Consider the following 22971-nt stretch of genomic DNA (forward strand, 5'->3'; position numbering starts at 1 on the left):
GGTCTGACGGGCGATCCGTCCGATACGCTGCGCTCACGAAGATTCCGGTGGCTGAAACGGGTGAGAGGCATGTCGAGCAGCGACCTCGATGCCCTGCTGAGAGTGACCTCCAGCACCTACAAGGGCGAGGGGCCGCCGCAGATCGCGTTCGGCACCTACGACGGCGCGGTGGGCAGGCTGGTGCTCGCGGTGACCGGTAAGGGGATCGCGGCCTGCAGTTTCGAGGCCGAGAACACCGTGTTCGAGCGGGTGGCCAAGGAGGTCGGCACGTTCATCGGGCCCGACGCCCGCCGCCTCGACCCGGTGCGCCGGGAGCTCGACGCCTACTTCTCCGGCCGGCTGCGCACCTTCGCCACGCCGGTCGACCTCGCGCTGGCCACGCCGTTCGCCCGTACCGTGCTGCAGAAGACCATGGCCGTGCCCTACGGCACGACCACGACGTACGAGGAGATCGGCGCGAGCATCGGACGGCCGCGCGCCCTTCGCGCGGTCGGCAACGCGGTCGGCGCCAACCCCGTGTGCGTGATCGTGCCCTGTCATCGGGTGGTCCGTGAGGACGGCGAGCTCGGCGACTACGCCGGAGGCGTGGCCGCCAAGCAGCACCTGCTCAACGTCGAACGCCGGGCCTCAGCGGGCCGCTGAGCGGCGCCGGCCGAGCACGCCGATGAGCAGCGTCACCAGGGCCGCGACCAGCGCGCCGCCGAGCGCGCCGTTCATCCACGGCTCCCGGGTGAAGCCGACGGCGTCGCGGGCGGAGGCCCAGAAGTCGTCCCAGCCGGCGACCGTGGGCGTCGAGGTGGTGAACCAGTAGGCGGCGAAGCCCAGCGCCCACGGCAGCAGCATCAGCCAGCGCGAGGGCGCGTCCTCGGCGGTGTTCCAGCGGGCGGCGCCGCCGAGCACGAAGTAGTCGACGGCCAGCACCGCGAACATCGGCACGAACACCGCGCCGATCACCCCGAGGAACGCGCCATATGAGGTGACGTCCACGACCAGGGCGATCGCGGTGGTGAGCACGCCGATCGCCGTGGAGACGATCCGCCGGTCGACCTTCGGCATCAGGTTCTGCAGCGAGACGGTGGTGGAGTAGACGTTGGCGAAGGACTGGTCGGTCTCGCGCAGCACCAGGATGCCGAAGAACAGCGCGCCCAGCGGCGCCGCGACGAACGGCTGGAACACCACCATGCCGTCGGCCTGGACCGCCTGGGCGCCCGCGATGGCCACCGCGTACACGCCGAGGGCCAGGCAGGCGACCTGGGCGACGGTGTAGCCGCCGACGACGCCGGTGAAGGCGGCCCGGCTGGAGCGCGAGTGCCTGGCGAAGTCGGCGGCCATCGGCACCCACGACACCGACAGGGCGATGACGTAGTCGACGGCCGGGGCGAAGGCCGTCCACGACCCGCCCGTGTACGTCGGCGCCTCGCCCATGAACGACACGGTGAACCAGATCAGCGACACGATCACGCCCGCGGTCACGTACCGGCGCAGCAGCCTGATCGACCCGAGCGGCCAGACGGCGAGCGCGGTGGTCAGCACCCCCGCCACCACCACCCACACCTGGTACGGGACGCTCCCGAAGATCGCGTTCGCGGCCTTGGCGATCACCCAGAGCTCGAAGGCCCCCCAGCCGAGCATCTGCACGATGTTCAGCACGGACGGGACGTACGACATCTTCGCCCCGAACAGCCCGCGCAGCAGCACCATCGCCGGCCGCCCGGTCTGCGTGCCGGGGATGGCCGACAGGCCGACCATGGCCGTGCCGATGAGGCTGCCGACCACGGCGGCCGTGAGCGCGGCCACGAGGCTGAGCGGCGCGTTGCCCAGAGGATCGATCAGGACGAGCGCGCCGGAGAAGCCGAGGAGGCTGACACCGAGGTTGGCCCAGAGCGCGCCCTGGTCGAGGACGCCGAGGGTCTTGGGGGGCGCGCCGTCAAGGGTCAGCGGAACTTCGTCGACGACATGCGTCATCGCACACTCCCTACGCCGGCATTACCCGGACAGGTTCAGGCGGTCGGCAGCGGCTGTGTTGCTGCCCTCTCAGCCCGGCACCCCGAGCTCCCGCGACTATGCAGTTGGCGCCCTCATCATGCCTCAATGGCGGCGGAACCGCCACAGTGAGGCATTCGGGGGGCATTCAGACGGACATCCAGGCGGACATTCAGGCCACGAAGGGCTCCTGGCCGGTCTCGCTGACCATCGGACGGCGCGCGAACTCCCACGACTGCATGCCGCCGCCCACGTTGACGGCGTCGCGCCCGAGCTGGTTGAGCCACGCCGTGACCTGCATCGACCGGCCGCCGACCCGGCACACCACGTAGACCGTGCGGTCGGCGGGCACCTCCTCGACCCGGCCCTGGATCTGCGACATGGGGATGTGCACGGCCTCGGGGGCGTGGCCGGCCAGCCACTCGTCCTGCTCGCGGACGTCGAGCAGGTAGGCGTCGTCGGGAACGGCGGTGACGTCGATCTCTGGAACGGTCATGCCTCCATCATCCCGCGCCCGGGACCCTACTTGAGCAGGCGCGACATCCGCCGGTCGGCCAGCGGTTTGCCGCCCGTCTGGCAGGTGGGGCAGTACTGGAGCGCGGAGTCGGCGAAGGACACCTCGCGGATCGTGTCGCCGCACACGTCGCACGGCTGTCCGGCCCGGTTGTGCACGCGCAGCCCGGACTTCTTCTCCGCCTTGAGGTCTTTGGCGGCCAGCCCGTGCGCCCGTTCGACGGCGTCGCGCAACGTCGTCACGATGGCCTCGTGCAGGTCGGCGATCTGCGCGTCGGTCAGCGTCGCGGCGATCTTGAACGGCGACATCTTCGCCGCGTGCAGCACCTCGTCGGAGTAGGCGTTGCCGATGCCCGCGATCACCTTCTGGTCGCGCAGCAGCCCCTTGATCTGGGTGCGGTTGCCGCCCACGATGCGCTTGAGCGCCTCGACGGTGAAGGCGTCGTCGAGCGGGTCGGGGCCCAGGGCGGCGATGCCGGGCACGTCCTCCGGCTTGTCGGTGACGTAGACGGCCAGCCGTTTCTGCGTGCCGGCCTCGGTCAGCTCGAACCCGGGTGCCAGGCCGTCGTCGCCGGGCGCCAGCCGTACGCGGACGGCCAGCGGCCCCTTGCCCGGCCGCACCGGCCGCGCGCCGGTCAGGTCGTCGCGCCAGCGCAGCCAGCCGGCGCGGGCCAGATGGATGATCAGGTGCAGGCCGTCGCAGTCGAGGTCGAGGAACTTGCCGTGCCTCGACACGCCCGTGACGGTGAGCCCGCCGAGCGCCGTGACCGGCGGATCGAACGTCTTGAGCGCCTGGAAGCCGACGACGTCGACGCCCGCGATCGAACGGCCGACCGCCCGCTCGCGCAGGAAGTTGGTGAGCGACTCCACCTCGGGAAGTTCCGGCATGCCCCCAGGGTATGGCGAGCGCCGGGCCGGCACGCGACTACGGCACGTCCCAGAAGGCGAGCTCGTGTGCCATGCCCTCGGCGAACAGCGCCTCCGCCCGTACGGGGTCGGGGTCGGCCTCGTCGATCATCTGCCCGATCCGTACGGTCAGCGCCGCGAACGCCGGGTCGGCGTAGGTGTCCACCCAGGCCCGGTACCGCGGCTCGGCGGGCGGGTTCTCGGCGAGGATCTTCCCAAGACTCGAATATCCCCACATACACGGATAAAGCGCGGCCAACCCCTCCCCGTAGGACCCCGCCGCCTCCAGCAGGAACGTCGTGTACGCCACGCACGCCGGCCCCTTCACCGCATTGTCCAGATCGGCCCCGAACTCCGCCGACAACGACCGATGCAGACGCAGTTCGTCGTGGTACGTCGCGTACGCCAGATCCACCAGGTCCCCCAGATGCCCGTCCGGCGCCTGCCAGGCCAGTCTGGAGAACACCCGCACATAGTCGAGCAGGTACAGGTAGTCCTGCTCCAGCCAGGACCGGAAGACCGGCTCCGGCAGGTCGCCACGCCCGATGCCGGCCACCGTGGGATGGTCGAGCTGCGCCTGGAGCAGGGGGCGGCCGATCGCGTGAAGTCTTTCCGAAATGCTCATGCTGGGAGGTTAGTGTCGGGACATGACCGTGACGATTGCCGAAGAACTCCTCCTCCTCGCCCACGACGAGGAAGAAGGCAAACAGCTCATCGGGGGCGTCCAGCTCCACCCCGCGCTCGGTGGCGCGATCCTCGCCGAGCTGGCCGCCGCGGGCCGCGTCGAGCTGGCCGACGACAAGGTGACGGTGAAGGACCCCACCCCGCTGGGCGACGCGGAGCTCGACGCCGCCCTCGCCCGCATGGCCGAGGACGGCAAGGCCAGGAAGCCCGCGTGGTGGGTGCAGCGGCTGCAGTCGGACAAGCTGCGCAGGCGCCTGCTCACCAGGCTCGCCGAGGCGGGCGTGCTGACCGAGGAGCGCGGCCGGATCCTGGGGATCTTCCCGACCACGCGCTGGCCGGAGGCGGACCCCCAGGTGGAGGCCGACGTGCGCGAGCGCGTCACGGCCGTCCTCGCCGGCGCCGACCCCGACGAGCGCACCGCCACGCTGATCGCGATCATGCACGCGGCGAAGCTCGACCGCAAAGCCTTCCCCGGCGCCGACCGCGAGCGCGTCAAGGAGATCGCCGAGGGCGAGTGGGCCGGCCAGGCGGTCGCCAAGACCATCGCCGCCATCACCGCCGCCGTCGCCGTCACCGCCTCCACCGCCGCGGTCGTCGCCGCCACCACGACCTGAGCCGGGCACGGGCGCTCCCCGCGAGGCTCGCGCCTCGCGGGGCAGGTCAGCCGGCGTCCACGATCTCCTTCGGCACGGGCTTGTCCGCCTTCAGCGCGTCGAAGAGGGCCAGCGCCTTGAGCCGGTCCCACTTGATCGCCGCGCCGCCGCCGGCCACGATCTCGTTCCCGCCGAACGGCACCACGGTCGTGACCGGGCTGTCGCCCATCGCCAGCCCCAGCGAGAGCATGTCGAACGCGCCGGTGCCGGAGTCGACCTCGACCGCGTCGGTGGCGCTCATGGCCAGCGGGATCGAGGTGAACGGGTTGATCAGCACGCCCGGGCTGGCCGCCTTCTTCACCACCGCGCCGAGGAACTGCCGCTGCCGCTTGGTGCGCTCGAAGTCCGGCAGCGCGCCGCCCTTGCGGGTGCGTACGTAGCCGAGGGCCTGGGAGCCGTTGAGCACCTGCTTGCCCTTCTTGAGCTTGAGCCCGGCCTTGGGGTCGTCGACGTCGGCCCGCACGTTGATCTCGACGCCGCCGATCGCGTCCACGATGTCCACGAAGCCGGCGAAGCCGATCTCCATGTAGTTGTCGACGTGCACGCCGGTGACGGTCTCGACCGTGCGGACCAGCAGCTTCGGCCCGCCGGCCGCGTACGCCGCGTTGAGCTTGTCGCGCCCGCGCCCCGGAATGGTCACCGCCGAGTCGCGCGGAAGGCTGACCAGGGTGGGCTTGTCGCCGTTGTCGGAGATGTGCAGCAGCATCATCGAGTCGGTGCGCTGCCCGACCGCGCGCCCGGTGGCCAGCTTCTTGCGCTCGGCCGCGGTCAGGCCCTTGCGGCTGTCGGAGCCGACCAGCAGCCAGTTGGTGCCGGGGGTGTCGGCGGGCCGGCCCGCGTACTCGTCGAGCACCCCGTCGATGCCCGCCAGCCTGGAGTTGATCCAGAAGAACAGGCCCACGGCCGCCACCAGGAGCAGCGCGACCAGGCCCGCGACGATCTTCAGGACGGTCCGGCCGCGCACCCGCGGCCCCCTGGGCCCGCGCGGCTCCTTCGGCGCGGGCTCGCCCGCCGCCCTGAGCGGTTTGACCGGGGTGTTCCCGGCGCGCTCGCGTCCGTAGACCTTGCCCGAGCGGGGAGGCGGTGGAGGCGGCGGCGACTGCTGCTCGTCGGAGTAGGCGGGCAGCTTGGACGTGGCCGCGTTCGGCACGCCCGGCGGGACCCGGTGGGCGGGTGCGCCACCGGAGCGCTGCCCGTCGCCGGGCCTCGGTGGCAGCGGGCGGCCGTCGCCCGGCGAGCGCATGGCCCGCGTACGGTCGTCCTCAGACACTTCGCCTTCTTCCCTTCGGTATGCCATAGACGCTACGTCCAACCCCCTGGCAGTGAAGACATCTCACCAAGTTTCTCCCACGGACAAGTACACACAACTAGCTGAGAGTCACTGCGGAAACATAGACGCGGACTGCGTCGTTAGCGTTATGGACGACCTCTATCGAAGGGATGATCGTGTCCGCTCCGGACTCGTGGAGTCTTGGCCCGTGCCTCGGCACGGGTTCCTCTGAGGGCTCACCCCGGTGAGCGCCTATCTCGGCCTGCTGGCCCTTTTCCTCCTCACCGCCGCCACCGGGTACTTCGTCGCCCAGGAGTTCGCCTTCGTCGCCGCCGACCGGGGCCTCCTGCGCGAGCAGGCCGCCGCCGGTGACGCCCAGGCCGAAAAGGCGCTCCAGGTGACCTCCCGGCTCTCGTTCATGCTCTCGGGCGCCCAGCTCGGCATCACCGTCACGGCCCTGCTCGTCGGTTTCCTGGCCGAGCCGGCCATCTCCGTCCTGGTACGGCCCTGGCTCGACGGCACGGGCCTGCCCGACGCGGCGATCACGGGGCTGTCCGTGGCCGCCGGCGTGTTCGTGGCGACCGTGGTGCAGATGGTGCTCGGCGAGCTGGCGCCGAAGAACCTCGGCATCGCCAGGCCCGAGCCGGTGGCCAAGTTCCTGGCCGGGTCCACGCTGGTCTACCTGGCGGTCGTGGGGCCGGTGGTCAAGCTGTTCGACTCGGCCGCCACCGGGCTGCTCCGCCGCGTCGGCATCGAGCCGGTCGAGGAGGTCGAGCACGGGGCCACCCCCGAGGAGCTCTCCCGGATCATCGAGGAGTCGACCCAGGCGGGCGAGCTGCCCCCGAGGTTGTCGGAGCTGCTGGAGCGCGCCCTGGAGTTCGGCGACCACAGCGCCGAGGAGATCATGGTGCCGCGCCCCCGCGTGGTGGCGCTGCGCGACTCCCAGCCCATCTCCGAGCTGCTGGAGGTCATGCGCGAACGCGGCCACTCCCGCTACCCCGTCATCGGCCACGACGGCGACGTGGTGGGCGTGACGGGCGTGCGCGAACTGCTGGCGTCCGGCCTGGACGAGGGCCTGGTCGGCAGCATCACCCGGCCCGCGCTGCTGGTGCCCGACTCGCTGCCGCTGCCGGCCGTCCTCGACCGGATGCGGGCGGCCGACGACGACATCGTCTGCGTCATCGACGAGTACGGCGGCCTGGCCGGCGTGCTCACCGTCGAGGACCTGGCCGAGGAGCTGGTCGGCGAGCTCGTCGACGAGAACGACCCGGAGCCGGCCGGCGCCGTCGAGCGGCCCGGCGGCGTCTGGGAGGTGCCCGGCTGGCTCAGGCTGGACGAGGTCGAGCGCGCGACCGGCGTCGCGCTGCCGGAGAGCGACGACTACGACACCCTCGCCGGCCTGGTGCTGGCCCGGCTGGGCCGGATGCCCGACCCCGGCGACGTGGTGACCGTCCCGATCGAGGGCGACGCCGACCCGTTCGCCGACGACGCGGCCGAGCACCTGGCCGAGCTGACCGTCATGTCGCTCAACCGCCGGGTGCCCGAATGGGTGCGGCTCGCGCCCGTGCAGCACGCGGAGGCGTCCCGATGACGATGATCCTGGTCAGCCTCGCGCTGCTGCTGTTCAACGCGCTGTTCGTGGCCGCCGAGTTCGCGTTCGTCTCCGCCAGGCGGCACCGTCTGGAGGAGATGGCCTCGGGCGGCAACCGCCTGGTCCGGGTCGCGGCCAAGTCGGCGGTGGGCGGCGGGCGTCAGCTCTCGCTCATGCTGGCCGGCGCGCAGCTCGGCATCACCCTGTGCACGCTGGGCCTCGGCCAGGTCACCGAGCCGGCCATCGAGCACTTCCTGGAGCCGGTCTTCGCCGCCGTCGGCGTGCCGGAGTCGCTGCGCATGCCGATCGCGCTGACGATCGCGCTGGCGCTGGTGACGTTCCTGCACATGGTGGTGGGCGAGATGGCGCCCAAGTCGTGGGCGCTGACGCACCCCGAGCGGGCGGCGCTGCTGCTGACGCTGCCGTTCCGCGGGTTCACCCAGCTCATGCGCCCGCTGCTGTCGTCGCTCAACGGGCTGACGAACCTGATCCTGCGCCTGTTCGGCGTGCAGCCGCGCGACGAGCTGGCCACCACCAGGACGCCCCGGCAGCTCGCCATGCTGGTGGGCGAGTCGGGCCGGATGGGCCTGCTCGACCGCGAGGAGCACGACCTGCTCACCCGCGCGCTGCGGCTGCAGGCCGAGGGCATCGAGCGCCTGATGGTGCCGATCGACCGGGCCGTGAAGGTGCCGCCGTCCGCCGGGTCGGCCCAGATCAGGGCCAAGGCTGCGGGCAGCGGCCACCTGCGGCTGCTGGTGGGCGGTCCGGCCGGGATCGAGGGCGTCCTGCACGCCCGCGACGCCCTCCTTCAGCCCGCGCGTACGGCCGGTGAGCTCGCCAGGCCGCTGCCGAGGCTCGCGTGCGTCACGCAGGTGCCCGAGGCCGTGACGGCCCTTCAGGAGGCCCGCGCGCACCTGGCGCTGGTCACCGGCCAGGGCGGCGCGGTCATCGGCATGGTGAGCCTCACGGACCTGCTGGGCGAGCTCCTGGACACTAAGGCCGCCTCGCGCGCCTACTCCCCGGCGGCGAACCCGTCGAGGTAGGCGGCGTGCTGCGCCCGCTCGGCCTCGATGAGCGGGTGCGGCTCGGCGTAGACGTGCTCGAAGATCGCCGAAGGGGCGGGGTCGGGCAGTTCGAGCAGCCGCCTGCGCAGCTCGGCCCCGATCTTGGCGGCGTCGGCCTCGACCTCGCGGAAGAAGTCGTCGCCGGTGCCGGCCGCGGTCAGGTACGCCCTGACCCGTTCGATGGGGTCGCGCCGCCGCCACGCCTCGACGTCGTCCTTGGCCCGGTAGCGGGTGGGGTCGTCGGAGGTGGTGTGCGCCCCCATCCGGTACGTGAACGCCTCGACGAGCGTGGGCCCCTGCCCCGACCGGGCGTCGGCCAGCGCCTTGCGCGTGACCGCCAGGCAGGCCAGCACGTCGTTGCCGTCGACCCGGACGCCGGGGAACCCGAAGCCCTCGGCCCTGCGGTACAGCGGGATCCGCGACTGGCGTTCCTGGGGCTCGGAGATGGCCCACTGGTTGTTCTGGCAGAAGAACACGATCGGCGCGTGGCAGGCGCCCGCGAAGACGAACGCCTCGTTCACGTCGCCCTGGGAGGTGGCGCCGTCGCCGAAGTAGACGATGGTCGCCCCGGCCTTGTCGGTGCCGATGACGCCGTCGCGCTGCATGCCCATCGCGTAACCGGTGGCGTGCAGCGCCTGCGTCCCGATGACGATCGTGTACAGGAAGAAGTTGTGCCGGGACGGGTCCCAGCCGCCGTGGTTGACGCCGCGCCACATGGCGACCACGTCGAGGGGGTCCATCCCCCGGCAGTAGGCGACCCCGTGCTCCCGGTAGGAGGGGAAGACGGCGTCCAGATCCCCGATGGCGCGCCCGGAGCCGACCTGGGCGGCCTCCTGCCCGAGCAGTGACGTCCACAGCCCCAGCTCCCCCTGACGGGCGAGCGCGACGGCCTCGGAGTCGATCCGCCGGACGGCCACGAGATCCCGGTAAAGATCCCGGATCTCATCATCCGAGACGACCAGCGGATATTCGGGATGCTCCACACGCTCACCGGAGGGCGTGAGCAGCTGAACCATCGAGTCATCCATTGTGCGGCAACCCCCTGAACGGAAACCCAGCGGCCACAGTTTGCCGTAGCCCTCAGGATCACCCGAACCCGCCCACCAATCCAATGTGACCTAAATCACGCAAGCCACCAGAAAGTTCCCTGCAAGCCGGCTGACCTAAAGTCCAAGTGCCACGTCACAAGAAAGAAAGCCCAGGACCCTTGCGCACCAGGACCCGGTACGAAACTGTGGGCCAGGCCCAGGAGATGAGCAACCCGCGTGGATGGGGGCCCGGGGGAGAATCCCCCGAAAGCTTGTCCCCCTGGGGGTCCGGGGGTTATCCCCCGGGGAGATATGACGAGGGGACCCGAGGGAGCCGACCTGTAAGGCCGGCGACCAAGGATCCCCTAGTCACCGAGTGGGCGAGGAGGGATTTGAACCCTCACGTCCTTTCGGACACACGGACCTGAACCGTGCGCGTCTGCCGTTCCGCCACCCGCCCGTTTGTGGGTGCGGAGAAACAGTAGCACGGAACAGCCACTGGTACTGAACCCGGATACGATCGCAGAAGACACGGAAGCGGAGGAGCTGGGCGCGACTGGCAACGAGCGTCACGACGCCGCCACGTGGGACGAGCGGAAACCGGGCGCCGGAAGCGTCTGGGGCCGCGATCATATGCAGGGAAGAAGGGAGGTACCCGGTGGGAGTCCTTCAGCGCTTCGAGCGAAGGCTCGAAGGCTTGGTTGAGGGGGCCTTTGCGCGGGCGTTCAAATCTGACCTTCAGCCGGTCGAGGTCGCCAGCGCGGTTCAACGGGAGATGGACGAGCGGGCGGCGATCGTCGCACAGGGCCGGACGCTCGTGCCCAACGACTTCGTGGTGGAGCTGTCCACGACCGACAGCGAACGGCTTGAGGTCTACGCCGACAGCATCAGCCACGAGCTGGCCAACCTCGCCAGGGAGTACGCCAAGGAACAGGGCTACTCCTTCGTGGGACCGGTCCGGGTGCGCTTCGAGACCGCCGGAGACCTGGCTGTGGGCCTGTTCCGCATCCGGTCCGGCGTCATCCGCGGCGCGACGGTCGAGCAGGACGAGATCCGCCAGCCGGCGAGCGACCTGCCCCCGTCCAGGCCCGGGGCCTTCAACGGGCGGCCCAGGCTGCTCGTCTCCACCCAGGACGACCCGCAGGGCGACCGCTCCTACGAGCTCACCACGCCGGTGACCTTGCTCGGCAGGGGCACCGACTGCGATCTTCGTCTTGTCGATCCGGGAGTGTCGCGGCACCATGCGGAGCTGCGCGTCGAGGGGCAGCTCGTGGCCCTCGTCGATCTCGGTTCGACGAACGGCACCTTCGTCAACGGCCAGCCGGTACGCAGAATCGAGCTCCAGAACGGCACGCGAGTGACGCTGGGACGCACGACTCTGGTGTTCCGGCGCGATTAGGGGTAGACAGACGGTCCATGTCCGAGCTCACGCTGCTGCTGATCCGGCTCGCCTTCCTGGCGGTGCTGTGGTTTTTCGTCATTGCCGCAGTCGGCGTGATCCGGACTGACTTGTTCGGTTCACGCACGGCTCCCGCGGGCCCGCGCAAAGCCGTGAAGCCCGCCAAACCGGTGGCCAAGCCCAAGAGCAAGAAGGGCGAGCCACGCCAGCTCATCGTTACCGGTGGCCCATTGCAGGGCACCACCATTAACCTCACGGAGACGCCCATCACCATTGGCCGGGCGAACGACGCCACGCTGGTAGTCAGCGACGACTACGCATCCAGCCGGCATGCCCGGCTCTTCCCTCAGGACGGTCAGTGGATCGTGGAAGATCTCGGTTCGACCAACGGCACGTATCTCGACCGCTCGAAAGTCACCCGTCCGACCCCGGTGCCGCTCGGTGTTCCGATCCGCGTCGGCAAGACAGTCATTGAATTGCGCAAATGACCATCGCACTCCGCTACGCCGCCCGCTCGGACGTCGGCCTCCTCCGCGAAGGGAACGAGGACTCGGCGTACGCTAGCGGCCGCCTGCTGGCCGTCGCCGACGGCATGGGCGGGCACGCACACGGCGAGGTGGCGAGCTCTGTCGCCATCGCCGCCATGGCCTCTCTGGAAGAGGCCCAACAGGGGGGTGACCTGCTCAACGCCATTGAGGCAGCGGTGCGCGACGCCAATCGCCGGCTGCACGAGATGGTCGGGCGGGATCCCAGCCTCAAAGGCATGGGCACGACGCTCACCGCCATGCTCTGGAACGGCACCCAGGTCGCCCTGGTGCACGTGGGCGACTCGCGCGCCTACCTCCTGAGACGCGGCGAGCTCTACCAGATCACCCATGACCACACCCTGGTGCAGCAGCTCGTCGACGACGGGCGCATCACGCCCGAAGAGGCGGCCACGCACCCCCAACGATCGATCCTGCTGCGCGCGCTCGACGGCAGCGGCGAGGTCGATCCCGACCTCACCCTGCGCGAGGCGCAGGTGGGCGACCGCTACCTGCTCTGTTCCGACGGCCTGTCGGGCGTGGTGAGCGCCGAGACGCTGCACGCCACGCTGACCAACATCGACGACCCCGAAGAGGTGGTCCGCCAGCTCATCGATCTGGCGAACCGGGGCGGCGGGCCCGACAACATCACGTGCGTGCTCGCCGACGTGCTGGAGATCAGCGACGGCCAGGAGGTTCCCGTGGAGGCGGCGGTCGTCGGCGCCGCGGGGATGACCAGGCTACGAGGAGGCGCCCCGGAGACCCAGCCGGGGCGAGTGAGCGCGGTGACCGCACCCCAGCCGGCGATCGCCGACGGTGACGACTTCGACGAGCCGGTCGCGCAGGCGACCCGGCGGTCGGGGCGGCGCCGTCGTGTGTGGCCCGTGCTGGTCACCGTGCTCGGGGTGGGCGCCGTCGCCTTGGGCGCCGGCGGTTACCTCGGATGGCAGTGGACCCAGGACCAGTTCTTCGTCGGTGCCAGGGGCGACGAAGTGGTCATCTTCCAGGGGATCAAGCAGGAGGTGGGGCCGATCGAGTTCTTCCACGTGGAGAAGCGCACCGGCCGTCCGCTCTCCAAGCTGTCCCCGGCGGACCAGGCCCTGATCAAGAGCGGCATCCCCGTCACCGACGTCAACGAAGGCGTGACGAAGATAAACGGATTGAAGTTCTCCCAGGACGACACGGGCGACAAGGGCGACACGAGCACCACGGCCACGTCGCCCACGCCCACCGCCACCAAGACGAAATCGCAATAAATGGCAGAAATGCTCGCGACCCCCGTCCCGATGCCGGCCAAACGGCGGGTGGCCCAGCTGGTCCTGCTCGCCATGGCGGTGCTGATCATCATGGGCGCCTACGCCAACGTCGGCCTGGCCGTCGACGGCAAGGTGCCGGCCGGCATGCTGGCCTACGGCCTGGGCCTGGGCGGCCTGATGCTGGCGGCCTACCTGGTGCTGGCCAAGTTCGCGCCATGGGCCGACCCGCTGATCCTGCCGCTGGTGACCCTGATCAACGGCCTCGGGCTGGTGATGATCTACCGGCTGGAGTCGGCCGACATGGGCGGCGCCTCCACGGCCAACCAGATCATGTGGACCGGCGTCGGCGTCGTGATGTTCTCGATCACGCTGATCGTGCTGCGCGACCACCGCATGCTGCAACGCCTGACGTACACGGCGGGCGCGGTGGGCCTGGTGCTGCTGGCGATCCCGGCGCTGCTGCCCGGCTCGCTCAGCGAGGTCCAGGGCGCCAAGATCTGGATCCGCATCGGCGGCTTCTCCATCCAGCCGGGCGAGTTCGCCAAGCTGGCGCTGGTGGTCTTCTTCGCCGGTTATCTGGTGGCCAAGCGCGACGTGCTGGCGCTGGCCGGGCGGCGGCTGCTCTTCATCGACCTGCCGCGTGCCCGCGACCTCGGCCCGGTCCTGGTGACCTGGGGCCTCAGCCTGCTGGTGCTGGTCTTCGAGAAGGACCTCGGCACCTCGCTGCTGCTGTTCGGCACGTTCATCGCGATGCTCTACATCGCCACCCAGCGCACCTCGTGGGTGCTCATCGGCGTCCTGCTGTTCGTCGGCGGCGCCTTCCTCGCCGGGCAGGTCTTCGACCACGTGGGCGCGCGTTTCGACGCCTGGCTCGACCCGAGCAACCCGATCTACTTCGGCACCGACCCCGTCTGCCAGCAGGGCGGCGCGGGCGACCCGATGTGCAGCAAGAGCTACCAGATCATGCAGGGGCTGTTCGGGTTCGGCGCGGGCGGCATCCTCGGCACCGGGCTCGGCCAGGGGCACCCCGACCTGATCCCGCTGAGCTTCTCCGACTTCATCTTCGCCGCGACCGGCGAGGAGCTCGGGCTGACCGGCCTGATGGCGCTGCTCATGCTCTACGCGCTGCTGGTCGAGCGCGGCCTGCGCACCTCGCTCGTGGCCCGCGACCCGTTCTCGAAGCTGCTGGCGGGCGGCCTGTCGTTCATCCTGGCCTGGCAGGTGTTCATCATCGTCGGCGGCGTGACGAACCTCATCCCCCTGACCGGCCTGGTCACCCCGTTCATGTCGCAGGGCGGCTCGGCGCTGCTGGCTAACTGGATCCTTATCGCGCTGCTGGTACGCATGTCGGACGCGGCGCGACGGCCCCCGCCCCAGGCGATCCAGAACGAAGGACTCACCCAGGTGTTCCAGCGATGAACAGCACTCTGAAGCGTGCGGCCGTGGCCTGCCTGGTCATGTTCGCGCTCCTGATGATCAACGTGAACATCCTCCAGGCGGTCCGCGCCGACGACTACCGCTCCAACCCGAGCAACCGCCGCAACTACTACGAGCGCTACGCCGTCGAGCGCGGCCGCATCACCGCCGGCGGCAAGGTGATCGCCCAGTCGGTGGAGACCGACAGCAAGAACTTCCGCTTCGTCAGGAAGTACACCGACGGCAAGCTCTACGCGCACGTCACCGGCTACTTCTCGCCCGAGAGCGCGAGCGCGATCGAGGGGGCCGAGAACAAGCTGCTCGACGGCTCCAGCGCCGACCTGCTGCTGCGGCGCAGCATCGACCTGTTCACGGGCGAGCCGACCAGGGGCGCGAACGTCGACCTGACGATCAACCCCAAGGCGCAGAAGGCGGCCTACGACGCGCTGCGCGCCAGTGGCAAGCGCGGCGCGCTGGTGGCGCTCGACCCGCGGACGGGCGGCATCCTCGCGATGGTCTCGCTGCCCACCTTCGACCCGGCCGAGCTGTCGGGCACCGACAAGGGCACGGTGTTCTCCCGCTACAACGAGCTGGACAAGGACAAGAGCCAGCCGCTGCTCAACCGGGCCATCGCCCAGACGTACCCGCCGGGGTCGACGTTCAAGGTCGTGACGGCGGCGGCGTACCTGGAGGACGACTCCTCGCGCGGCGGCGACACCACGGTCGACGCGCCGCAGCGGCTGCCGCTGCCCAACACGAACATCAGCCTGCCCAACTACGGCGGCGCGGCCTGCGGCGCCGGCCAGGTGCCGCTCGTGTACGCGCTGGAGAAGTCCTGCAACACGCCGTTCGCCAAGATCGGCATGCAGCTGGGCTACGACAAGCTCAACGAGCAGACCGAGAAGTTCGGCATGGGCAAGCAGATCGGCGTGCCGATGTCGGTGGCCCAGAGCGACTTCGGCAGCAAGTACGACGACGCCGCGCTCGCGATGGCCTCGATCGGCCAGCGCGACAACCGGATGACGCCGCTGCAGATGGCCATGATCGCGGCCGGCATCGCCAACGACGGCAAGGTGATGAAGCCGTACCTGGTGAACAAGATCACCGACTCCAAGAACGACGTCATGGAGGAGGCCAAGCCCGAGGAGCTGACCGAGGCGGTCAGCTCCGAGACGGCGAGCAAGCTCCGCGACATGATGGTCAGCGTGGTCAACAACGGCACGGCCAACCTCGCGCAGGTGCCGGGCGTCCAGGTGGGCGGCAAGACCGGCACCGCGGAGACCAGCAACGGCGCGCCGCCGCACGCCTGGTTCATCTCCTTCGCGCCCGCAGAGAACCCGAAGGTGGCGCTGGCGGTCATCGTCGAGTCGGGCGCGGCCAACGTCGGCGCGGAGGCCACGGGCGGCCACACCGCCGCCCCGATCGCAAAGGCTGTGCTGGAGGCGGTGCTGAACAAGTGAGTGACGGTAACGTGCTGGGTCATGCGGCTCCGTAACCGCTACCTTCTGCTCTCCCGCATCGCCACGGGCGGTATGGGAGAGGTGTGGCGCGCCCGTGACGAGCTTCTGGGCCGCGAGGTCGCGGTCAAGATCCTGCGCAGTCACATGCACGCCGACCCCACGTTCCGCGAGCGCTTCCGCAACGAGGCGCGGCTCACCGCCGCCCTGGCCGACCCCGGGGTGGCCCAGATCTTCGACTACGGCGAGCAGAGCGATCTGGCCTATCTCGTGATGGAGCTGGTGCACGGCGAGCCGCTGTCGGCCATCCTGGGCCGCAACGGCGCGCTCGGGCCCGAGGTGGCGCTCGACGTGGTGCACCAGACCGCCAAGGCGCTGCACGCGGCCCACTCCTCCGGGATCATCCACAGGGACGTCAAGCCCGGCAACCTGCTGGTCACCCGCGAGGGCACGATCAAGGTGACCGACTTCGGCATCGCCCGCGCCCTGGAGGCCGCGCCCGTCACGCAGACCGGCACCGTGCTCGGCACCGCCCAGTACGTCAGCCCCGAGCAGGCCCAGGGCTTCCCGCTCACGCCCGCGACCGACCTGTACTCGCTGGGCGTGGTGGCCTACGAGTGCCTGGCCGGCCACACGCCGTTCCGGGCCGACAGCCAGGTGGCGATCGCGCTGCTGCACCTCAACGAGCAGCCGCCGCCGCTCGGCGCGGACGTGCCCGTCCCGGTGCGCGACCTGGTCATGACGCTGCTGTCCAAGGAGCCGGGGATGCGTCCGGCCTCGGCGCTGGAGGCGGCCGACCGGGCGTACGTGCTGCGCCAGTCGCTGGTGGAGGGCGTCGAGCAGGGCGCCGACCTGAGCATGTTCACCGACCCCGCGGGTTTCCGGGTGCGCGAGCCGGCCACGGAGGACCAGCGGGCGACCGAGAGCCTCGCCCCGGCGACGACGGTCCAGAGCCCGCCCGATCCGCCGGCCCGCAGCCGCCGCGGCGCGCGGACGCTGGCGCTGGTCGCGACGGCCGGTTGCGTGGCCGCGGTGGGGCTGAGCGCGATCACGTTCGCCAACCGCGATACGACGCCGCCGCCCCTGCCGGAGATCGCCGAGCCGAGCCACTCCCCGATGCAGTCACCTGAGCTGCTCAGGCCCACGCGGACCAAGAAGCACACGCGCCGACCCCCGGCGCTTCCGGTGAAGTCGACGCGGCCGGTACCCTCGCGGTCGGCTACGGTAAGCAAGTCGGCTACTCCCACGAAGAAGCCGACACCGAAGCCAACCCCGACCACCCGTACCCCGACTCCCACCCCCACCACCCCAACGCCCAGCAGGACACCGACAACTCCGACACCAACCGCTTCGCCGGACCCGGGTGGCACAAACCCGCCGAAGGAGGAGACGTGATGCGCTACGGGGTCGATGATGGACACCGGCGGCCCCCCGAGCAGGCCGGTACCCAAGATGAACGGTAAGGGACAGTGCAGGAAATGACTCAGCCTCGGCTACTCGGAGGTCGTTACGAGCTCGACGGTGTCGTCGGGCGCGGCGGCATGGCCGAGGTGTATCGCGCCCGAGACATCCGGCTGGACCGCATAGTCGCGATCAAGACCCTCCGCTCCGACCTGGCGCGCGATCACACCTTCCAGGCCCGCTTCCGCCGCGAGGCGCAGTCGGCGGCCTCACTGAACCACCCCGCCGTCGTCGCGGTCTACGACACCGGCGAAGACGTCACCGACGGCACCCCGGTGCCCTACATCGTGATGGAGTACGTCGACGGCCGGACGCTGCGCGACCTGCTGCGCCAGGACCGCCGGCTGCTGCCCGAGCGGGCGGCCGAGCTGGTCGACGGCATCCTGCGCGCGCTCGACTACAGCCACCGCGGCGGCATCGTCCACCGTGACATCAAGCCGGCCAACGTGATGATCACGCGCGCCGGCGACGTCAAGGTGATGGACTTCGGCATCGCGCGCGCGATGGCCGACTCGGCCGCCACCATGACCCAGACGGCGCAGGTGATAGGGACCGCCCAGTACCTGTCGCCCGAGCAGGCCCGCGGCGAGCGCGTCGACGCCCGCAGCGACATCTACTCCACCGGCTGCGTGCTGTACGAGCTGCTCACCGGCCAGCCGCCGTTCACCGGCGACTCCCCGGTGGCGATCGCCTACCAGCACGTCCGCGAAGAGCCGATCCCGCCCTCGCAGATCGACCGCGAGATCCCGGCGTGGGCCGACGCGATCGTCCTCAAGGCCATGGCCAAGGACCCGGCCCACCGCTACCAGAACGCCGGCGAGATGCGGGCCGACATCCAGCGGGCCATGTCCGGCATGCCGGTCGACGCCCAGACGATGGCGATGACCGGGAACTTCAACCAGGGCACCCGCATGATGACCGCCACCCAGGCGGCCCAGGGCCCGGCCACGCAGCGCACCGGCGCGGTCCCGCCGTACGAGTACGGCGACGGCGACGGCTCCCGCGTGGGGCGGCGCAGGGCGTCCGGCGGCGGTGGCGGCAACGCGGTCAAGACAGCGTTGTGGATCATCATCCCGCTGCTGATCATCGGGGCCTTCGTCACGGTCGGCTACCTGGTGTTCGGCACCAAGACCGCGCCCACCGACGCCTCGGTCACCATCCCGGCCCTGTCCACGCAGAAGCAGGGGGCCGCGCAACAGGCGCTCGTCACTCTGGGCCTGAAGCCCGAGGTGGTGCAGGAGGCCAGCGACGAGTTCGGCAAGGGCACGGTGATCAGGACCGAGCCGGCGGAGGGCGAGAAGGTCGAGAAGGGCGCCACGGTCAAGCTGTTCGTGTCCAAGGGCAAGGAGAAGGTCGCCGTACCCGACGGGCTCATCGGCATGAGCACCCAGGACGCGATCAAGGCCCTCGACGACGTCGGGCTGAAGGGCGTGGTCAAGACCAAGCAGTCCGCCAAGCCCCAGGGCAAGGTCTTCGAGACCAAGCCGGCGGCCGGCACCGAGATCGAGAAGGACACCAGCGTCACGCTCTACGTGCCGTTCGAGCTGACCGAGCTGCCCGACGTGATCGGCTACACCCAGCAGGACGCCATCGCCGCGCTCAAGGGCGCCGGTTTCAAGGTGAAGGTGTCGCCGCAGGCCAGCGACCAGGCCGAGGGCACGGTCATCCAGCAGAACCCGGGTGCCGGGCAGAAGCTGCAGCCGAACACGACGATCACGATCGTGGTGTCCACCGGGCCCGAGACGGCTCCGCCGCCCACCAACGAGCAGCCGACCGAGCAACCGACCGACGACCAGACGGACTTCCCGTCCGACGAGCCGACCGAGGACAACCCGATCGGCGACGACGGCCTCAACGGCTGACCTACCACCGAGGGCCGCTCCTCTCCACCCGGGGAAGGGCGGCCTTCGGCGTTCCACCGCAACGCCCACTCCGCCTTGCCTGTAGGGCCGGGGGCCGAGTGTCCCGCCCTGCCGGAAGGGGCGGAGTGGCGAGCGTCCCGCGTCGCGAGAAGGGCAGGGGGCGGACGGCCCGCGCTGCGGGAAGGCCGAGAGGTGGTGAGTTTCCCGTCTTGCTGTAAGGAGCGGGGGGCGAGCGTCCCGCCCTGCGGGAGGGCCGGGGTGGCGAGAGGGCCGTCCTGTGAGAGGCGCCGGGGGTGGCGAGCGGCCCGTCCTGCCAGAAGGGGTGGAATGTGGGTGTTCTGGCTTGTCGGGGGCGTGGGAACGCCCCCGCCGCTCGGGGGCAACGGCGGGGGCGCTCATTTGGTAGTCGCTCTGTGCGAGCCGGGCGTTACACGATCCCGTGCAGCCAGTTCCCGAGCAGCCGGTGACCGTGCTCGGACAGCACCGACTCCGGGTGGAACTGGATGCCCTCGATGGGCGCCCGGCGGTGGCGCAGGCCCATGATGACCCCGTCGTCGGTGCGGGCGGTCACGTCGAGGACCTCGGGGACGGTCTCCGGCAGCACGGCGAGCGAGTGGTAGCGGGTCATCGGCACCGGCGACGGCAGGCCCTCGAAGACGCCCTTGCCGTCGTGGTGCACGGCGCTGGTGCGCCCGTGGACCAGTTCGGGCGCGCGGGCCACGGTGGCGCCGAAGGCGACCGCGATGGCCTGGTGGCCGAGGCAGACGCCGAGCAGGGGCGTCCCGCGCTCGGCCGCGCGCAGCACCAGGGGCACGCTCACGCCGGCCGCCTCCGGGGTGCCCGGCCCGGGGCTGACGAGCACGCCGTCGAAGGCGTCGCCGTCGCGCACGTCCACGACGTCGCGGGGACGGACGTCGCAGTCGGCGCCCAGCACGCGCAGGTACTGGACGATCGTGTGGACGAAGCTGTCGTGGTTGTCCACGACCAGCACGCGGGTCATCTTCTTACGGTCACCTCGTCGAGCGTCACCGCCGGCTCCAGGAGCGGGAACACGGCATACCAGAGTACGACCCCCGCGACCGTGACCAGCAAGGCGGCCGCCAGCACCTTGCGACGGGGGTCGCCGGGCAGTTTGCGCCAGATCCAGCCGTACATGTCATTCCTTTCTGAGCTCGGTCTTCTTGAGCACGCCGTACACGATGAGGCGCTGGGCGGCGGAGTACTCGGGGTGGCAGGTGGAGAGGGTGATGTAGGCGCGGATGGGACGGATGTCGGGCTTGCCGGGGACGGGGGCGAGCACGTCCACCTCCGTGGGCTCCACGACGTCCTGGGACGTGACGCGGTAGGTGTAGCGGGCCTCGGGGGCGTCCACGATGATCTCGTCGCCGCGTTCGAGCTCGTCGAGCTCCTTGAACGGGGCCGCGTACGTGGTCCGGTGGCCCGAGACCACGAAGTTGCCGATCTGGCCGGGCATGGCGCTGTCGGGGTAGTGTCCCGGGCCCTTCTTGAGGTGCTCGGCGTCCACGCCCTCGACGATGGCGTACCGGTAGTCGCGGCCGAGCCTCGGAATGCTGAGCATGGCGACGGCCTTGCCGAGCTCGATCTTGTCGATGCGGCCGCGGTCGCGCTCGGCTCGCTCGGCGGCCAGCTCGCGCTGGAGCAGCAACTGCTGGCTCCTGGTGTAGGCGCCGGTGCCCCAGAGCAGGTAGGCGCAGAACAACATGAGGACCAGGCCGGCGGTGATGCTCAGCTCCCCCACGGCCCGGAAGATGGACCGCATGTCGTCAGCGTATTCATGACATCTCCCGACGCGGGGGATCGCCATGTCGTGCGCGTGGCGACTATCCTGGGGCACGCTTCAACTACGCTTAACGAAGAGCCTGTGGACGATCCGGAAGCCCAGGCCCTCAGCAGGAGTTACCCAGTGCCCAAGTCCAAGGCTCGCAAGAAGGCGGTTTACACCCCGCCGCAGAAGTCCCAGCAGGTCAAGGTCAGCCCGCGCTGGCTGGCGCCCACCATGGTGGTGTCCTGGATCATCGGCATCCTGTGGATCGCGATCTACTACGTCGCCCCGCAGGCGCCCTTCTTCAGCGACCTCCAGAACTGGAACCTGCTGATCGGGTTTGTCTTCATCATCTTCGGTGTGGTTCTTTCCACCCGCTGGCGTTAGTTCTTTCCACAGTCTTTTCCACAGCCTGGGGAAGTCAGATCGAGCTCAGGATCGCCGAGGTCCGGGCCATCACGAGCACGGCTAGCACGGCCAGCGCTCCCGCGATCGCCAGCACCTGCCACAGGGTCCGGTTGTTCTTGGGGGCGTAGGCCATCGCTCCCGCCAGCACCGAGCCGGTGATCAGGCCGCCGACGTGCCCGGTCCAGCTGATGCCCGGGAACACGAAGGTGATCACCAGGTTGATCACGATGAGCATGGCGATGCCGCGTACGTCCATGTTGAGCTTGCGGCCCACCACGAAGACGGCGCCGAAGAGGCCGAAGATGGCTCCCGACGCGCCCACGGTCGGCTGGCCGAGCGGGTCGAGCCAGAGGCTGAGCACGCTGCCGCCGACGGCGCTGACGAGGTAGAGGGCCGTGTAGCGCACGTGGCCGAAGGCGCGCTCCAGGTAGGGCCCGACGACGTAGAGCGCCCAGCAGTTGAACAGGATGTGGAAGACGCCGGCGTGCACGAACGCGGCGCTGACCAGCCGGTAGTAGTCGCCGAAGACCGCCACTCCGGCCGGCCACATCTGCAGCGCGCCGGTGACGGCGGGCACGAGGTACTGGGCGCCGAAGACCAGGACGTTGACGGCCAGGATGGCCCAGGTGACGTACGGCGTGCCGACGACCTGGCCGCCGAAGGTGGAGCGGGCCTGGCGGAAGCCCTGGCTGCCCTGGGCGACGCATTCGGGGCACTGGAAGCCCACGGCGGCGTCGCGCATGCAGTCGGGGCAGATGGGCCGGTCGCAGCGCTGGCAGCGGACCCAGGTCTCCCTGCCGGGATGCCGGTAGCACGTGGGGACCGCCTCGGCGGGCTGCTCGGGCTGCGAGGGCGGGCTGGGCGGCTGGCTGGTCATGTCCAGAGCCTATGACGTACCAGCCCCAGCTGTGTGCTGTCGATCAGGGCTGTGACATGCCTGCCCGAAGGGGGCGGGACCCGTGGACGGCCCGCCCCCGTCAGGGATGGGCTCAGCCCTGCACGCGCTCGATGGTGACCGACTCCAGGACGACGTCCTGGACGGGACGGTCACGCCGGTCGGTGTCGGTCTTGGCGATGGCGTCGACGACGTCCTGGCCCTCGACGACCTCACCGAAGATCGTGTGCTTGCCGTTGAGGTGCGGCGTGGGCACGACCGTGATGAAGAACTGCGAGCCGTTGGTGCCCTTGCCGAACCGGACGCCCGCGTTGGCCATGGCCAGCAGGTAGGGCCGGTTGAAGTAGAGGTCCGGGTGGATCTCGTCGTCGAACTCGTAGCCGGGGCCGCCGATGCCCTGGCCGAGCGGGTCGCCGCCCTGGATCATGAAACCGGAGATGACCCGGTGGAAGATGGTCCCGTCGTACAGCCGGGCCGTGCTCTTCTCACCCGACTCCGGGTGCGTCCACTCGCGGGTGCCCTCGGCGAGCTCCACGAAGTTCCGGACGGTCTTCGGCGCCTGGTTCGGGAAAAGCTCGACCTTGATATCGCCGCGATTGGTCTTCAGATTTGCGATCAGCTTCTCAGCCACGAGACAGCTGCCCCCCTCTATGCACAGGGTTGTTTGTGATGTTGTGAGAAATATGGCCGTTCGGCCTCCTGAGCCATCCTCCCATGGACCGCCATGATTGAGCCGCCTTGTCCAGGGAAGGTCAAGCGCGGGGCCCCAACGACAGGGGAGGTTGTCGTGTCCCTGACACTGAAGAGACGCCGCGTGG

General features: G+C 70.2%; 23 protein-coding genes, 1 tRNA gene and 1 riboswitch. Of the genes, 12 read left to right on the top strand and 12 right to left on the bottom strand.

Annotation, left to right across the window (positions count from 1 at the left end; all coding sequences use genetic code 11):
• Positions 1–69: 69 nt before the first annotated feature.
• Complete coding sequence (locus tag ACIBST_RS47155) at positions 70–642, top strand: methylated-DNA--[protein]-cysteine S-methyltransferase (protein WP_397179985.1); 573 nt, start codon at positions 70–72, stop codon at positions 640–642.
• On the opposite strand, the gene ACIBST_RS47160 is transcribed toward ACIBST_RS47155, so the two are convergent.
• From ACIBST_RS47160 to ACIBST_RS47175, 4 genes are all read right to left on the bottom strand, one after another.
• The gene (locus ACIBST_RS47160) at positions 628–1965 is read right to left on the bottom strand and encodes a purine-cytosine permease family protein (protein ID WP_397179986.1); all 1338 of its coding nucleotides are present in this window, start codon (positions 1963–1965) and stop codon (positions 628–630) included. The genes ACIBST_RS47155 and ACIBST_RS47160 overlap by 15 nt on opposite strands.
• A riboswitch (TPP riboswitch) is annotated at positions 1956–2069 on the bottom strand. (Overlaps the previous gene by 10 nt.)
• 86 nt (positions 2070–2155) lie before the next feature.
• Positions 2156–2479 (bottom strand): rhodanese-like domain-containing protein, encoded by a 324-nt coding sequence (locus ACIBST_RS47165; protein ID WP_352363287.1) that lies wholly within the window; start codon positions 2477–2479, stop codon positions 2156–2158.
• A 26-nt stretch (positions 2480–2505) separates the two neighbouring features.
• Entirely contained in the window at positions 2506–3384 is an 879-nt protein-coding gene (locus ACIBST_RS47170) for an Fpg/Nei family DNA glycosylase (protein WP_397179987.1), read from the bottom strand.
• Positions 3385–3421: 37 nt separating this feature from the next.
• Complete coding sequence (locus ACIBST_RS47175) at positions 3422–4027, bottom strand: TenA family protein (protein ID WP_397179988.1); 606 nt, start codon at positions 4025–4027, stop codon at positions 3422–3424.
• Positions 4028–4049: 22 nt separating this feature from the next.
• On the opposite strand from ACIBST_RS47175, the gene ACIBST_RS47180 reads away from it, so the two are divergent.
• Positions 4050–4700 (top strand): GPP34 family phosphoprotein, encoded by a 651-nt coding sequence (locus ACIBST_RS47180; RefSeq protein WP_397179989.1) that lies wholly within the window; start codon positions 4050–4052, stop codon positions 4698–4700.
• A 46-nt stretch (positions 4701–4746) separates the two neighbouring features.
• Here the strand turns inward: ACIBST_RS47180 and ACIBST_RS47185 are convergent, their stop codons facing one another.
• Positions 4747–6009 carry an LCP family protein gene (locus ACIBST_RS47185; protein ID WP_397179990.1) on the bottom strand — a complete coding sequence of 421 codons (1263 nt, stop codon included), beginning with the start codon at positions 6007–6009 and terminating at the stop codon, positions 4747–4749.
• A 244-nt stretch (positions 6010–6253) separates the two neighbouring features.
• Between ACIBST_RS47185 and ACIBST_RS47190 the strand changes: the two genes are divergently transcribed.
• Entirely contained in the window at positions 6254–7600 is a 1347-nt protein-coding gene (locus tag ACIBST_RS47190; RefSeq protein ID WP_397179991.1) for a hemolysin family protein, read from the top strand.
• Positions 7597–8643: a hemolysin family protein gene (locus ACIBST_RS47195; protein ID WP_397179992.1), complete on the top strand. Its 1047-nt coding sequence runs from the start codon at positions 7597–7599 to the stop codon at positions 8641–8643. Before ACIBST_RS47190 ends, ACIBST_RS47195 begins: the two co-directional genes overlap by 4 nt.
• Here ACIBST_RS47195 and pdhA read toward each other — a convergent pair.
• Together pdhA and ACIBST_RS47205 are read right to left on the bottom strand one after the other, a co-directional pair.
• Positions 8613–9680 (bottom strand): pyruvate dehydrogenase (acetyl-transferring) E1 component subunit alpha, encoded by a 1068-nt coding sequence (gene pdhA / locus ACIBST_RS47200; RefSeq protein ID WP_397179993.1) that lies wholly within the window; start codon positions 9678–9680, stop codon positions 8613–8615. The two genes, ACIBST_RS47195 and pdhA, sit on opposite strands and share 31 nt — an antisense overlap.
• Before the next feature lie 389 nt (positions 9681–10069).
• Positions 10070–10152: transfer RNA gene (locus ACIBST_RS47205), tRNA-Leu, on the bottom strand.
• Between the two features lie 198 nt (positions 10153–10350).
• Between ACIBST_RS47205 and ACIBST_RS47210 the strand changes: the two genes are divergently transcribed.
• The 7 genes from ACIBST_RS47210 to pknB all read left to right on the top strand — a co-directional run bounded on the left by ACIBST_RS47210 (position 10351) and on the right by pknB (position 19067).
• Positions 10351–11091 (top strand): DUF3662 and FHA domain-containing protein, encoded by a 741-nt coding sequence (locus ACIBST_RS47210; protein WP_125640997.1) that lies wholly within the window; start codon positions 10351–10353, stop codon positions 11089–11091.
• Positions 11092–11108: 17 nt separating this feature from the next.
• The gene (locus ACIBST_RS47215; protein ID WP_357693136.1) at positions 11109–11579 is read left to right on the top strand and encodes an FHA domain-containing protein; all 471 of its coding nucleotides are present in this window, start codon (positions 11109–11111) and stop codon (positions 11577–11579) included.
• Entirely contained in the window at positions 11576–12871 is a 1296-nt protein-coding gene (locus ACIBST_RS47220; RefSeq protein WP_397179994.1) for a Stp1/IreP family PP2C-type Ser/Thr phosphatase, read from the top strand. The genes ACIBST_RS47215 and ACIBST_RS47220 overlap by 4 nt, the downstream gene beginning before the upstream one ends.
• The gene (locus ACIBST_RS47225) at positions 12872–14290 is read left to right on the top strand and encodes an FtsW/RodA/SpoVE family cell cycle protein (protein WP_397179995.1); all 1419 of its coding nucleotides are present in this window, start codon (positions 12872–12874) and stop codon (positions 14288–14290) included.
• Positions 14287–15747 (top strand): peptidoglycan D,D-transpeptidase FtsI family protein, encoded by a 1461-nt coding sequence (locus ACIBST_RS47230; RefSeq protein ID WP_397179996.1) that lies wholly within the window; start codon positions 14287–14289, stop codon positions 15745–15747. Before ACIBST_RS47225 ends, ACIBST_RS47230 begins: the two co-directional genes overlap by 4 nt.
• 21 nt (positions 15748–15768) lie before the next feature.
• Positions 15769–17139, top strand: coding sequence for a protein kinase (locus ACIBST_RS47235; protein ID WP_397179997.1), 1371 nt, complete (start codon positions 15769–15771; stop codon positions 17137–17139).
• Between the two features lie 83 nt (positions 17140–17222).
• A complete protein-coding gene (gene pknB / locus ACIBST_RS47240; protein WP_397179998.1) occupies positions 17223–19067 on the top strand; it encodes a Stk1 family PASTA domain-containing Ser/Thr kinase in 1845 nt (614 codons plus the stop codon).
• Between the two features lie 427 nt (positions 19068–19494).
• Here pknB and ACIBST_RS47245 read toward each other — a convergent pair whose 3' ends face one another.
• The 3 genes from ACIBST_RS47245 to ACIBST_RS47255 are packed head-to-tail and all read right to left on the bottom strand — an operon-like array spanning position 19495 to position 20847.
• Positions 19495–20067, bottom strand: coding sequence for a gamma-glutamyl-gamma-aminobutyrate hydrolase family protein (locus ACIBST_RS47245; protein ID WP_358291014.1), 573 nt, complete (start codon positions 20065–20067; stop codon positions 19495–19497).
• A complete protein-coding gene (locus ACIBST_RS47250) occupies positions 20064–20222 on the bottom strand; it encodes a hypothetical protein (RefSeq protein ID WP_397179999.1) in 159 nt (52 codons plus the stop codon). The genes ACIBST_RS47245 and ACIBST_RS47250 overlap by 4 nt, the downstream gene beginning before the upstream one ends.
• A 1-nt stretch (position 20223) precedes the next feature.
• A complete protein-coding gene (locus ACIBST_RS47255) occupies positions 20224–20847 on the bottom strand; it encodes a class E sortase (RefSeq protein ID WP_397180000.1) in 624 nt (207 codons plus the stop codon).
• Positions 20848–20991: 144 nt separating this feature from the next.
• Here ACIBST_RS47255 and ACIBST_RS47260 point away from each other — a divergent pair, with 144 nt between their 5' ends.
• Positions 20992–21237: a cell division protein CrgA gene (locus ACIBST_RS47260; protein WP_125640971.1), complete on the top strand. Its 246-nt coding sequence runs from the start codon at positions 20992–20994 to the stop codon at positions 21235–21237.
• Positions 21238–21271: 34 nt separating this feature from the next.
• On the opposite strand, the gene ACIBST_RS47265 is transcribed toward ACIBST_RS47260, so the two are convergent.
• Positions 21272–22135 carry a rhomboid family intramembrane serine protease gene (locus ACIBST_RS47265; protein WP_397180001.1) on the bottom strand — a complete coding sequence of 288 codons (864 nt, stop codon included), beginning with the start codon at positions 22133–22135 and terminating at the stop codon, positions 21272–21274.
• A 112-nt stretch (positions 22136–22247) separates the two neighbouring features.
• On the bottom strand, positions 22248–22784 hold the full coding sequence (locus ACIBST_RS47270) for a peptidylprolyl isomerase (RefSeq protein ID WP_352363322.1): 537 nt from the start codon (positions 22782–22784) through the stop codon (positions 22248–22250).
• Positions 22785–22971: the final 187 nt, after the last annotated feature.

The sequence above is a fragment of the Nonomuraea sp. NPDC049684 genome (genome assembly GCF_044465345.1).
Taxonomy (GTDB): Bacteria; Actinomycetota; Actinomycetes; order Streptosporangiales; family Streptosporangiaceae; genus Nonomuraea.